Below are 12,357 nucleotides of genomic sequence, written 5' to 3'. Positions count from 1 at the left end.
CCCCACAGAGACAGGAAGTGACCGCCATGCCCCGCAGGCGTTCCAGAAGGCTCAAGACCCTGCTGTCGTCCCTCGCCGCGGCCGCGCTGCTCGCGGTGCTGGTGCCCGTGCTCAACGCGGCCACCGCCAGCGCCGCCACCTGCGCCGCGGCCTGGGCCCGTACCCAGGTCTACACCGGTGGCCAGGCCGTCTCCCACAACGGCCACAACTGGCAGGCCAAGTGGTGGACGACGGGCGAGGAGCCCGGTACGACCGGTCAGTGGGGCGTCTGGTCCGACCAGGGCACCTGCGGCGGCGGCACGGACCCGGGCCCGGGTCCCACGACGCCCGCACCGGGAGGATTCATCGTTACCGAGGCCCAGTTCAACCAGATGTTCCCGAGCCGGAACAGCTTCTACACCTACGCCGGCCTGGTCCAGGCCACCAAGTCCTACCCCGCCTTCGCGAACACCGGCGACGACACGACCAAGCGCCGTGAGGCCGCCGCGTTCCTCGCCAACGTCGCGCACGAGACCGGCGGACTGGTCTACGTCGTGGAGCAGAACACGGCCAACTACCCGCACTACTGCGACACGAGCCAGTCGTACGGCTGCCCCGCCGGCCAGGCCGCGTACTACGGCCGCGGTCCGATCCAGCTGAGCTGGAACTTCAACTACAAGGCCGCCGGCGACGCCCTCGGCCTCGACCTGCTCACCAACCCCTACCGGGTGGAGCGCGAGCCGGCCGTCGCCTGGCAGACGGGCCTGTGGTACTGGATGACGCAGAGCGGCCCGGGCACGATGTCCGGCCACACCGCGATGGTCAACGGCGCGGGCTTCGGCGAGACGATCCGCTCGATCAACGGCACGCTCGAGTGCAACGGGGGCAACCCGGCGCAGGTGCAGAGCCGGATCAACAGTTACCAGAGCTTCGTCGGGATCCTGGGGACGACGGCGGGCAGCAACCTGAGCTGCTGAACCCGGTTCCCGGGCCCCGGCTGGGGGCCCGGGGGGTTATCCCCCGAGAAGATGCAGTGTTGATCACGTTTGCCCCCTGATGGGGAACCACCCGTGCTCCCCGGGCGTCCGTACAGATCGCATGATCGGGACACTCGGGGAGCACGTGCACATGAACAACGCAGACCACACAGACCACTCCGCCACCCGCCACCTGTACCTCGTCCGCCACGCCGAAGCCGTCTCCGAGAACGGCGGGCTGTCCGACCGCGGCCGGTGGCAGGCGCAGCTCCTGGGGCAGCGGCTGCGTGACATCCCGCTGACGGCCGTCCACCACGGCCCCCTGGAACGCGCGGAACAGACGGCGCGGCTCGCGGCCTCGGAGCTGGACGCCGTGCCGGTACGGTCCGACGAGGCGGCCGGCGACTACGTCCCGTACTTCCCCACCCGCGACGAACTCCCCGCGGACTCCGCCGACAAGTACCTCCGCCTCCTCGGCGACGCCACCGACGACGAACGCGCCCACGGCCCCGTCCTCGCCCGCGACGCGCTGCAGCGGTTCACCGGGCCGGTGGAGGGCGACGCGGACCGCCACGAGCTCGTCGTCACGCACAACTTCCTGATCGGCTGGCTGGTACGGGCCGCGATGGGCGCCCGCCCCTGGCGCTGGCTGGGCCTGAACACCTGCAACGCCGCGCTGACGGTGATCCGTTACGCGCCGGGCCGCCCGGCGTCGCTGCTGCTCCTGAACGACATGAGCCACCTGCCGTCGGAGCTGCGCTGGACGGGCTTCCCTCAGGCGGCGTGACTCCCGAGCACCACCGTCGCCGCCAGGTCCTCGCACGTCTCCACGCGCGCCTCAAGCCTCCCGGCCTCGAACGCCGCCACGGTCAGCGGGGCCTGGCGCTCGCTCGTCTCGATCAGCAGCGTGCCGCCCGGCGCCAGCCACCCCGCGGCACCCGCCGCGATCCGCCGCTGGACGTCGAGCCCGTCGTCGCCCCCGTCGAGGGCCACGGGCGGCTCGTACAGCCGGGCCTCCGCGGGGAGCAGCGGGATCTCGCCGGTGGGGATGTACGGGGCGTTGGCCACCAGCACGTCCACCCGCCCCCGCAGCTCCCCGGGGAGGGCGGCGTAGAGGTCGCCCTCGTACACCGCCCCGGGGACGTTGCGCCGGGCCACGGCCACGGCGGCGGGGTCGACGTCCGCCGCGTGCAGCGAGACCCCCGGCACCCACGCCGCGACGGCGGCCCCCACCGCGCCCGCACCGCAGCAGAGGTCCACCACCACATCCCCGGGGCGCGCGAGGTCCGCCGCACACCGGGCGAGGAACTCACTGCGCCGGCGCGGCACGAACACCCCCTCCGCCACCACGACCTGCAGCCCGGCGAACTGGGCCCACCCCACCACGTACTCCAGCGGCTCCCCGCCGACCCGGCGGCGCACCAGCGCCTCGAGGGCGTCACCCCCGGCGGCCTCGAGCAGCAGCCGCGCCTCCTCCTCGGCGAACACACAGCCGGCGGCACGGAGACGTACGACGAGATCTTCTTCCACGGGGTCTGCTTATCACCCCCGGCCGGGGGACGGACACGGGATTTCGGCCGCCGGGCCGGGGTCGCCCCGCCGGCGGCGAACCGCCGGACCCGGGACGCCCGGCGCCGGCCCGCCCGCCCCCCGCCGAAGCGCCCCCTCACCGCGTAGTGAACGCCCCGCCGTTCACATGCACCGTCTGCCCCGTCAGATGCCGCGCCCCCTTCGACGCCAGGAAGAAGGCCGTCTCCGCGATGTCCGCCGGCGTCCCCGCCCGCCCGTCGTGCGCCTCCGCCAGCAGCGCCGCGTGCCGCTCGGGCGTCATCCCGCCGCGGAAGAAGTCCGTGCCGGCCACATATCCCGCCGCGATCACGTTGGCGGTGATCCCCAGCGGACCCACCTCCGCCGAATACGACGCGTTCCACGCCGCCAGCGCCGCCTTCGCCGCGCCGTACGAACCGCCCCGCCGCTCGGCCCCGATCGACCCGATGCTGATCACCGCCCCGCCGTCCCCGGCCGCCAGCAGGTCCCGTACGGCCGCCGTCGTCAGCACCGCGCCCAGGAGATTTCGCGCCAGGCTGGAGTGCCACTGCGCCAGCAGCGTCTCCAGCGGCGCCCCCGAGCCGTCGGCCTCCGGCAGCCCGCCGGCCGCGTTGACCAGCACGTCCAGCGACCCCAGCCTCCCGGCCAGTGCCGCGACCCGCGCCGGATCCGTCGCGTCGCACACCTCCCCCCGGACCCCCAGCTCCTTGGCCGCCAGCGCCAGGGGCTCCGCCCGCCGCCCGGTGATCACCACGGACGCCCCGTCGGCGGCGAACCGCCCCGCGATGGCCCGGCCCAGCCCGCCCGACCCTCCGGTGACCAGCACTGAACGCTCCACAACACCCTCCCCGACTGATACGTTTAGATCTAAACGTAAGCCCTCGAGGAGCCGAATGGAACCCCGACCCCCCTACCCCGCCGCCGAGATCGCCGCCGCCTGGCAGCGCGAGCGCCCCGGCACGCCCACGGACTCCATCGAGATCGTCACCCCCCTGTGGCGCCTGGCGAAGCTCTTCACCGACGACCGCGCCCGCGTCCTGCGCGCCGCCGGCATCGACGCCGCCACCCTCGACCTGCTCTCCGTGATCCGCCGCTCCGGCCCCCCGTACGCCCTGACGACCCGCGAGCTCGCCGACCGCACCCTGGTCACCGCGGGGGCGATCTCCCAGCGCGTGGCCCGCGCCGAGCGCGAGGGCCTGGTCCGCCGCTCGCCGGGCACGACGGGCCGCCGGACGGTCGTCGTCACGCTCACCGACGAGGGGCACCGGCTGATCGAGCGCTCCGTCGACCGGGTGCTGGGGCGGGAGGCGTCGCTGGTCGCGGGGCTCACCGAGGGGGAAAGGGCCGCGCTGGTGGCCCTGTTGGACAAACTCGGGGCAGACGTGCGGCGGCGGCTCGCCGATGATCCGTCCGTATAGCGAAACAGGGTTCGATAAATCGCCTCACGGGTGGCAATCTGGCCCGATGTTTGGTGTCACCGATCTTCCGACGTACCTCGTGGGCCTGGCCCTGATCGTCCTGCTCCCGGGTCCGAACTCGCTGTACGTCCTGTCCACCGCCGCCCGCCGCGGGGTCCGCGCCGGCTATACGGCGGTCGGCGGCGTGATGTGCGGTGACACGGTCCTGATGGCCCTGTCCGCGGGCGGTGTGGCGTCGCTGCTGCAGGCCAGCCCCGCCGCGTTCGCCGTGGTGAAGTGGGCGGGCGCCGGGTATCTGTCGTGGCTGGCGTTCGGGATGCTGCGCGGCGCGTGGCGGCTGTGGCGCTCGCACGGGGCGCGGCTGTCGAAGGCGGCGGGCGGTGGCGTGGGGCCGAAGGCGGAGAACCCGTTCCGGCGGGCGTTCGTGGTGTCCCTGCTGAACCCGAAGGCGATCCTGTTCTTCGTGTCCTTCTTCGTGCAGTTCGTGGATCCGTCGTACGGGCAGCCGGCCCTGGCGTTCCTGTTCCTGGGCGTGTGGGCGCAGCTCTTCAGCCTCGCCTACCTCACCCTGCTGATCTTCGGCGGCACCCGCCTGGCCGCCGTCTTCCGCTCCCGCCACCGCCTGAAGGCGGGCGTCACGGCCGGCGCGGGCGCGGCGTTCCTGGGCTTCGCGGTGAAGTTGTCCCTCGTGGAAGCCGCCTAGTAGTTCTTCCACTCGTCGAGCACATACTCCAGCACCGCCGGATCCATCAGCGTGCTCGGCCGTACGTCGGTCCGCCGCCGGTCCACCGGGAACACCGTCGCCGCCTTCAGCACCGCGTCGTCCAGATACCGCAGCTTCGGCGCCGCGGCCGGCAGCCGCAGCGCCGGAGGCTTCCCGCCGCCGGGCGCGGCCAGCACGAACCCCCAGTTCCCGAAGCTCGGCACGTCCACCTGGAACTCGGTCGTGGCGTACCCCGCCGCCCCGATGGTCCGGGCGATCGACCAGTACGTCCTGGGTGCGAAGAACGGCGACCCGCTCTGCACCATGACCTGGCTGCGCGGCGTCAGCACCTGCCCGAGCAGGTGGTAGAACTCCACCGAGTACAGCTTCGCCAGCGCCGCCGAGTCCGGGTCCGGGAAGTCGATGATCACTGCGTCGTACGTGCTCCGCGCGTTCCGCAGCCAGGTGAAGGCGTCCGCGTTGACCACCCGGACCCGGGGGTCGTGCAGCGAGTCGTCGTTGAGCTCCCGCAGCGGCGCGAACTCCCGCCCCAGCCGGGTCATCGCCGGGTCCAGATCGACGAGCGTGACATGCCGTACGTCGTCGTACCGCAGCACCTCCCGCAGCGCCAGCCCGTCCCCGCCGCCCATGATCAGCACCTCGGAGCGGGCCCGCGACAGCGCCGGATGCACCAGCGACTCGTGGTAACGGTACTCGTCGACGGAGCTGAACTGCAGGTCCCCGTTGAGGAAGAGCCGCATGTCCGGCTCCCCCGTGAACGCCGTCGCCCTGGTGACGACGATCTCCTGGTACGGGGTGGTCTCGGCGTGGATGATCGGATCCCGGTACATCTGCTGGCGCGCGGTGACCTCCAGCTCGTCCGCCCCCGCGTACGCCGTGCCCAGCACCCCGAGCACCACCGTCACCCCGGCGAGCAGCCCCGCCCACACCTTCCGCCGCAGCTGCCGCCGGAAGATGAACACGACCACGATGACCCCGGCCACCGCGTTCACCGCGCCCACCACCAGCGCGCCCTTCAGCTGGCCGAACGCCGGCAGCAGCACGAACGGGAAGCACAGCCCGCCGACCAGCGCCCCGATGTAGTCCACGGCGAACAGGTCGGCGACCGCGCTGCCCGCCTCCTGGCGCCGGATCCGCTGCAGCATCGTCATCAGCAGCGGTATCTCCGCCCCGATGAGCAGCCCCACCACCAGCGCGATCACGACCATCGCCGGCGTGTACAGCTGCAGCCACGCGAACGCCACGTACAGCCCCAGCACCGACAGCCCGCCGGCCAGCGCCAGCACGCCCTCCAGTACCGCGAACGCGCCCACCGCCCGGCGCCGCAGCGGCTTGGCGGCCAGTGAGCCGACGCCCATCGCGAAGACCATCACCGAGATGACGACGGACGTCTGCGTCACGGAGTTGCCGATGAGGTAACTCCCCAGCGCCGTCAGCGCCAGCTCGTACACCAGACCGCAGGCGGCGCACAGGAAGACGGACAGCAGCAGCAGGAAACGCGCCCCCCGGGAGTACTCCGGGGGGCGGTCGGCGGGGGCCGCGGCTACGGGGGGTTCGCGCAAGGCGGTGCTGGCCATGGGGTGACGCTACGACAACGCGGCACCGATCATGAAGGCAGTCCCCAGGTACATGGCAGCCTGCACCCAGGCGGCCGGATGCGGGCGTCCGTCGTTGTCCTCGAACACCGTGGCGCCCATCTGGCCCGGGGTGATCAGGCCGATGACGATGCCGACGACCGTCATCACGACGACGCCGGCCAGCCCGTACAGCAGCGTGCTGAACAGCCCGTACCCGAGGCCCTGTTCGGACTCGCTGGCCCGGATCGCCTCGTCGATGACCAGGCCGACGGCGACGGACTGGCTGCCCAGCAGCACGGCCGCGCCGCGGTTGCGCTCGGTCCACACCACGTGGAAGAGCTTGCCGGGCGTGACGAGGTCGAGGGCGATGAAGCCGACCGCCATCACGGCGAGACCCACGAGTCCGTAGAGGAGGGCCTGACCGGCCGACTCGAATATGTCGGTCACTGCTGTGCCTTTCTGTGGGTCGGGGGTTATTTGCCTTCGCCGGGGCCGCCGCCGCGGAAGCTCTCGCTGTCCGGGTCGGGCCAGATGCCGCCGACGTACGACTGGTGGCGGTGGTAGCCGTTGCGGTAGTCGTCGATCTCTATTTGGCTGCCGCCGCCCTGGTACGGGCTGACGGTCACCATGTCGTCGCTGTACCGCATGAGTTCCATCCCGCCGCCGGTGGTGCGGTCCAGCGCGGAGCTCTTGTCGTCGATCGCCGCGGCGACCTGGGCCGGCGAGCTGTCGCGGTCGATCCAGCCGAGGCCGCCCGCGTCGTAGGTGTCACCGATCCAGTCCCGCGGCACCGCGGCCCCGTTGTCGGACGAGCAGGCGGTGAGCAGGACCGCGGCGGTCGCGGCCGCCACCGCCCCGCGCAGGAGTCGGGCGCTGATCATCGGGCCTCCAGCCGGGTGTACGTCGATACGATCTGGCGGGACTGCGGATACGTGTGCCAGGTGCGCCAGACGAGCCGCCCGCCGCCGCCCGCCTCGAGGACGACCGCCGTGACGGCCTCGGGGGAGCCGGGGAAGACGCCGCACAGGCTCTCCTCGGTGTCGGCCGCCCGCTTGAGGACTTCGGCCACCCGCACGCCGAACGTCTCGGGTGGCAGCCGCCGGGTGTGCGCGCCGAAGTCGTACGTCCAGCCCGCCGACGACCGGGTGAACGTGGCCGGCAGCCCCGCCACGGTGCCCGGCAGACAGGCCACGGTCTCCCGTACGGGCCCGGCGAACACCTGGTGCGAGGCGCCGAGCAGCCGCATCGTGACGTCGAAGCCGCCCGCGGTCAGCGCGCGTTCGGCCAGCGCGGGCCGCTCGGACAGGTCGAGCGAGAAGCAGAGCTGGTCCGCGTCGCTGTCCAGATAGGGGGCTTCCAGGGAAATGGCGTCCATCGGGCCCCCCGGTCGGATTGTGCTACGAGCGGCGCCGAGTATGGCACAGGGACGGGTGGGATTTAAGTGGCCGGAACACGTCGCCCCGTTTGGCCAGCGTGGATGCCGGATCCTCCGGTACCCGGTGCTGACGGCCTCCCTCTTTACGGGGGTTGGGGGCCGGTTCGCGGGACGGCGGTGGGGTCGGTGTGCTCCCGGTCAGCCGACGCCTTCGGGCCACGCCATCCGCAGGGTCGGGGGCGCCCCGTTGAGCCGGCCGGGGACGCCGCCGGGGTCCGAGGCGGTGCCGTGTTCGACGGGGACGCCGCCGAGGCGCTCGTAGAACCGCCGCGCGGGCTCGTTCTGGGCGAGCACCCAGAGATACGTGGCGGGGCTCGCGGCGTGCTCGCGTACCGCCCGGCCGGCGTGGGTGAGGAGGACGGAGCCGAGGCCGCCGCGGCGCAGGTCGTTCCGTACATGCAGATTGTCGACGAAGCTGCCCCACCGCGGATCGCGGTCGAAGATCACGTGGACGAACCCGGCGACGCCCTCCGCGTCCTCCAGGAGGAACGTCTCACTGCGCCCCGGCTCCGCCAGCCGTGCCGCCCACAGCTCCCGCCGGTCGGTGACGACGTCCCCGTCGAGGAAGTGATCGGCGAAGGCCCCGCGATAGTGCCGCCGCCAACTGTCGGCGTGCAGCGCCCCGATGGCCCCGGCGTCCGCGGGCCCGGCGGCCCGGACTTCGTGCACGGTGTCTTCCCTTCACCTGAGTGAGGGCGAGGATAGGCAGGGGCCTCCCATGGTGGCCAGGGAATTACGGGGCCGGGCGCGGGAGACGCAGGCGTCAGTACCGCGGCATGTTCGGGATTGCCTTCTCGGCGAGTTCGATGAGGGCTCGAACCTTGGGGATGTCCGCCGACACCTCCTCGGCTGTCACTGACGGTGCCTCCGCAGACCGGTACTCGACTTCGTTCCGCCGTGCCCGCATTCGGTTGAACGGGCGCAGGAGATTGCCGAGAGGCGGGTCCAGTTGGGCTCGTACGGACTCGTAGACAGCCGTGTGGCCGCCCCTGCTGGTGGCGCGCAGTCCCTGATTCTGCAGCACGGCGGCCAGCGCCCTGCGGGCGGCGTCGTACGCGAGGGTGTAGGCACCCTCAGGGTCCAGGGACTGCAACTGCCGGGCGGATTCGAGGTGTGTACGGGCCCGTGCCAACTCGAGTTCGGCAGCCTCCTGTGATGCCGGAACCCGCTCCATTCTCCCTTCCGCGAGGAGGGAGTCGATCGTTGTACGGCCTTGGTCCCACCGGTTCACACGTTCTCCTGGCGCAGGTTCAGTTCAACGAGGGGGCGCTCTCGTACGCTCGTCAGGAAGGGGTCGTCCGTGTTGCCGGCCCAGGCCGCCTCGGTCACGCGGTGAATGTTCACCTCGCGCTTCAGACGGCGCGACGCTTCCTCGCCGGCGTCGAAGATCTCATCCGCATCCGGGTCGCCGACGACCAGCACATCCACATCTCTGGGCAGCGCACCGGGCTCCCCCTCGTATCGGGCGGCCCAGGAGCCGTACACAAAGGCGTGCCTGACCCCAGGCACATCACTCAGTGCGGCGGTCAGCACCGGCACGGGGCCGAAGGTGACCATCATCAGGTCAGTGAGAGGCCCGGTCAGGGGGGTGTCCTGCCGGGCGCTGACGAGCCGTGCCCGCCCGACCCGGCGGTCCGAGAGGATGCCCCCGTCCACGAGCCGGGTCACCTCGCGAAGGACAGCCGTATGAGAGGCGCCGAGCTCGGAAGCGAGGTCGGTGAGGCTGTACTCGTGCTCAGGATGGAGCAGGATGCGGGCCAGCAGTTCGCCCTGGAGGCGTGAGCGAAGGATGGGGAGCAGAGGCGGGGAAATCTTCATTGGACGCAGGGTATCGTGCGCCCAATGAAGATGACAATCCGAGATAAGTTGAACACGTTTCGTAATCGAACGCGCTTGGCTGCCTCTCAGTCCTCCGGCGGCTGGTTCGCCGCCGCGCCCCGGATCGCGCCGCGGCCGATGCGGCGCTGGGCGCCCGCCAGGAGATGGGCCGGGACCAGGTCGCGGGCCGGCTCCGTGTAGCCGACGGAGACGATCTTGTCGCCCTCGTACGTGAAGGACGTCAGCGACGCCAGCGTGCACTGCCGCGAGCGCGGGTCGTGCCACAGCCGGCGGCGCTCCACGAACGAGCGCACCGTCCAGATCGGCAGCTGGTGCGACACGCACAGCGCCTCGTGCCCCCGCGCCGCGTCCTTCGCCGCGTCCAGCGCCGCAGTCATCCGTACGACGATGTCGATGTACGGCTCGCCCCACGACGGCTTGAACGGGTTGGTGAAGTACCGCCAGTTGCCCGGCTTGCGCAGCGCCCCGTCGCCGACGCCGAACTTCTTGCCCTCGAAGACGTTCCCCGCCTCGATCAGCCGCTCGTCGGACGCCACGTCCAGCCCGTGGCTCTTCGCGGTCGGCGCGGCGGTCTCCTGGGCGCGCTCCAGCGGGGACGACACGACGTACGTGATGTCGCGGTCCGCCAGGTGCTCGGCGACCCGGTCGGCCATCCGCCGGCCCAGGTCGGAGAGGTGATAGCCCGGGGCGCGCCCGTACAGCACGCCGTCCGGGTTGTGCACCTCGCCGTGGCGCATGAGGTGCACCACCGTGATGTCAGCGTTCATGGATGTCGTGGGTCCCGTCAGTCGGCGGTGGCTTCGGCGGCCGCGCGGGCGGCGGCCGGCAGGGCGGCGGCGATCCGCTCGATCGCGGCGTCGTCGTGGGTGGTCGAGACGAACCAGGACTCGAACGCCGACGGCGGCAGATAGACGCCGTCCGCGAGCATCGAGTGGAAGAAGGCGGTGAAGCGGAACGCCTCCTGGGCCTTGGCGTCCGCGAAGTCGGTCACCGGCTGGTCCGTGAAGAAGACGGAGAACATGTTGCTCGCCGTCTGCACCTGGTGCGCCACGCCCTCCTTGCTCAGCGCCCCGGTCACCAGCGCCTGGATCTCCAGCGACGCGATGTTGACCTTCTCGTACGCCGCGTCGTCCAGCAGCCGCAGCTGCGCCAGCCCGGCGGCCGTGGCGACGGGGTTACCGGACAGCGTCCCCGCCTGGTACACCGGCCCCGCGGGGGCGAGGTGCCCCATGACGTCTGCGCGCCCGCCGAACGCGGCGGCCGGGAAGCCGCCGCCCATGACCTTGCCGAACGTCATCAGGTCGGGGGCGACACCGTCCACGCCGTACCAGCCGGCCTTCGACGTACGGAAGCCCGTCATCACCTCGTCGGAGATGTACAGGGCCCCGTTCTGGGCGCACAGGTCCTTCAGCCCCTGGTTGAACCCGGGCGCCGGCGGGACCACGCCCATGTTCCCCGGGGACGCCTCGGTGATCACGCAGGCGATCTCGCCGGGGTGGGCGGCGAAGGCGGCGCGCACGGCTGCCAAATTGTTATACGGCAGGACGACCGTCTCCCCGGCCTGCGCCCCCGTGACACCGGGGGTGTCCGGCAGCCCGAAGGTCGCCACGCCGGAGCCGGCGGCGGCGAGCAGCGCGTCGACGTGCCCGTGGTAGCACCCGGCGAACTTCACCACCTTGGCCCGCCCGGTGAACCCCCGCGCGAGCCGGATCGCGGACATCGTCGCCTCCGTCCCGCTGGAGACCAGACGTACCTGGTCAACCGGCGCGATACGGGCGACGATCTCCTCCGCGAGAGCCACCTCGCCCTCACCCGGGGTGCCGAAGGAGGTGCCCTTGGCGACGGCCGCCTGCACGGCGGCGATCACCTCGGGATGGGCGTGGCCGAGGATCATGGGACCCCAGGAGCACACGAGGTCGACGTACTCCCGGCCGTCGGCGTCCGTGAGATACGGACCCGTACCGGACACCATGAACCGGGGCGTTCCCCCCACGGCGCGGAAGGCACGGACGGGAGAGTTGACGCCGCCGGGCGTCACGAGGACCGCGCGGTCGAAGAGGGTCTGCGAGACTGGGGCCTGGTACGAATATGTCACGTGGCCCAGTTTCTCAGAGGCGCGGACGAATCCCCCGCGGGGTCTTCCGGAACCCGGGCGTTTCAGGGTCGCTGCACTGGGGATGTCTCTGAGACGATGATCGGGTTGCGCGACGGGGGTAGCGTTGCCTGAAATGAGCGGTCGGGTGGAGATATGCATCGCGGTGGCGAAGTCGGTGAGGGCACGAATGACCGGGGTCCCCGGCGCTCCAAGCCTGGCCGCCATCGGCGGGACGCGGACACACCGAGCGTGAGCAGACCCGGACGCATGGGCGTCACGTACCGCTACTTCGGCGCCCCCGACGGCGCGACGGCGGCCCGCGTGCCGATCTCGATGCGCCCCGACGAGCTCGGCGGCGACGAACTCGGCCAGGGCGGCCTCTTCGCGAAGGTCAAGCCGGAGACGATGGCCGCGATGGTCCTCACGGGCATCGAGGGCATACCCCTGCACAAGGTCCCCCCGCTGGAGCTGGTCGTCCTCCACCCCGACTACGCGGTGGTCAAGCTCCCCATGACGGTCGTCGACCCCCTGCGCGGCATCGGCGAGGAAACGGTCGGCGCGGCGGCCTTCATCTGGTCCACGGTCCCGGACCGCGGCGGCCCGCGCGACGCGTTCGAGGTGTACCGGATGCTGCACGAGTGGCAGGACTTCGCGGAGCGGCTGCATGAGGCGGGGCATCAGCTTTATTGCCTGGTGTGGCCGTGACCTGCTGTTTCTTGTTGTCTGAGTGATCCGATCAGAGCGTGATCGGTGGTCATTCCGGAG

Annotated in this window: 16 protein-coding genes; 5 read left to right on the top strand and 11 right to left on the bottom strand. The window is 71.7% G+C overall.

Going from position 1 to position 12,357, the window contains the following annotated elements:
* Positions 1 to 26: 26 nt before the first annotated feature.
* Positions 27 to 956, top strand: a complete 930-nt coding sequence (locus SRB5_RS29340) for a glycoside hydrolase family 19 protein (RefSeq protein ID WP_153456482.1) — start codon at positions 27 to 29, stop codon at positions 954 to 956.
* 151 nt (positions 957 to 1,107) lie between these two features.
* A complete protein-coding gene (locus SRB5_RS29335; RefSeq protein ID WP_153456481.1) occupies positions 1,108 to 1,743 on the top strand; it encodes a histidine phosphatase family protein in 636 nt (211 codons plus the stop codon).
* Here the strand turns inward: SRB5_RS29335 and SRB5_RS29330 are convergent.
* A complete protein-coding gene (locus SRB5_RS29330; RefSeq protein WP_323378688.1) occupies positions 1,731 to 2,486 on the bottom strand; it encodes a putative protein N(5)-glutamine methyltransferase in 756 nt (251 codons plus the stop codon). The genes SRB5_RS29335 and SRB5_RS29330 overlap by 13 nt on opposite strands.
* 136 nt (positions 2,487 to 2,622) lie before the next feature.
* Positions 2,623 to 3,342 (bottom strand): SDR family NAD(P)-dependent oxidoreductase, encoded by a 720-nt coding sequence (locus SRB5_RS29325; protein WP_323378687.1) that lies wholly within the window; start codon positions 3,340 to 3,342, stop codon positions 2,623 to 2,625.
* Positions 3,343 to 3,397: 55 nt separating this feature from the next.
* Here SRB5_RS29325 and SRB5_RS29320 point away from each other — a divergent pair, with 55 nt between their 5' ends.
* A complete protein-coding gene (locus SRB5_RS29320; protein ID WP_153456480.1) occupies positions 3,398 to 3,922 on the top strand; it encodes a MarR family winged helix-turn-helix transcriptional regulator in 525 nt (174 codons plus the stop codon).
* A 46-nt stretch (positions 3,923 to 3,968) separates the two neighbouring features.
* Positions 3,969 to 4,625, top strand: coding sequence for a leucine efflux protein LeuE (gene leuE, locus SRB5_RS29315; protein ID WP_153456479.1), 657 nt, complete (start codon positions 3,969 to 3,971; stop codon positions 4,623 to 4,625).
* Here the strand turns inward: leuE and SRB5_RS29310 are convergent.
* The 9 genes from SRB5_RS29310 to hemL form a co-directional block, all read right to left on the bottom strand.
* Positions 4,622 to 6,223, bottom strand: coding sequence for a polyamine aminopropyltransferase (locus SRB5_RS29310; RefSeq protein ID WP_153456478.1), 1,602 nt, complete (start codon positions 6,221 to 6,223; stop codon positions 4,622 to 4,624). The two genes, leuE and SRB5_RS29310, sit on opposite strands and share 4 nt — an antisense overlap.
* Positions 6,224 to 6,232: 9 nt before the next feature.
* Positions 6,233 to 6,670, bottom strand: coding sequence for a DUF350 domain-containing protein (locus tag SRB5_RS29305; protein ID WP_323378686.1), 438 nt, complete (start codon positions 6,668 to 6,670; stop codon positions 6,233 to 6,235).
* A 26-nt stretch (positions 6,671 to 6,696) separates the two neighbouring features.
* A complete protein-coding gene (locus SRB5_RS29300) occupies positions 6,697 to 7,104 on the bottom strand; it encodes a DUF4247 domain-containing protein (protein ID WP_153456476.1) in 408 nt (135 codons plus the stop codon).
* Entirely contained in the window at positions 7,101 to 7,598 is a 498-nt protein-coding gene (locus SRB5_RS29295) for a DUF2617 family protein (RefSeq protein WP_153456475.1), read from the bottom strand. The genes SRB5_RS29300 and SRB5_RS29295 overlap by 4 nt, the downstream gene beginning before the upstream one ends.
* 198 nt (positions 7,599 to 7,796) lie before the next feature.
* The gene (locus tag SRB5_RS29290; protein ID WP_323378685.1) at positions 7,797 to 8,327 is read right to left on the bottom strand and encodes a GNAT family N-acetyltransferase; all 531 of its coding nucleotides are present in this window, start codon (positions 8,325 to 8,327) and stop codon (positions 7,797 to 7,799) included.
* 94 nt (positions 8,328 to 8,421) lie between these two features.
* Positions 8,422 to 8,889, bottom strand: a complete 468-nt coding sequence (locus SRB5_RS29285; protein ID WP_323378684.1) for a hypothetical protein — start codon at positions 8,887 to 8,889, stop codon at positions 8,422 to 8,424.
* On the bottom strand, positions 8,886 to 9,476 hold the full coding sequence (locus SRB5_RS29280) for an ArsR family transcriptional regulator (protein WP_153456474.1): 591 nt from the start codon (positions 9,474 to 9,476) through the stop codon (positions 8,886 to 8,888). Before SRB5_RS29280 ends, SRB5_RS29285 begins: the two co-directional genes overlap by 4 nt.
* A gap of 86 nt (positions 9,477 to 9,562) precedes the next feature.
* Positions 9,563 to 10,264, bottom strand: coding sequence for a histidine phosphatase family protein (locus SRB5_RS29275; RefSeq protein ID WP_153456473.1), 702 nt, complete (start codon positions 10,262 to 10,264; stop codon positions 9,563 to 9,565).
* A gap of 17 nt (positions 10,265 to 10,281) precedes the next feature.
* The gene (gene hemL / locus SRB5_RS29270; RefSeq protein WP_323378683.1) at positions 10,282 to 11,592 is read right to left on the bottom strand and encodes a glutamate-1-semialdehyde 2,1-aminomutase; all 1,311 of its coding nucleotides are present in this window, start codon (positions 11,590 to 11,592) and stop codon (positions 10,282 to 10,284) included.
* Between the two features lie 153 nt (positions 11,593 to 11,745).
* Between hemL and SRB5_RS29265 the strand changes: the two genes are divergently transcribed.
* Positions 11,746 to 12,297, top strand: a complete 552-nt coding sequence (locus SRB5_RS29265; protein ID WP_194293068.1) for a hypothetical protein — start codon at positions 11,746 to 11,748, stop codon at positions 12,295 to 12,297.
* Positions 12,298 to 12,357: the final 60 nt, after the last annotated feature.

Origin of the sequence: Streptomyces smaragdinus (assembly GCF_009604385.1) — a bacterium.
Lineage (GTDB): Bacteria > Actinomycetota > Actinomycetes > Streptomycetales > Streptomycetaceae > Streptomyces > Streptomyces smaragdinus.
Note: the sequence above shows the minus strand (reverse complement) of the source record. Positions and strands in the feature narration are given on the sequence as shown.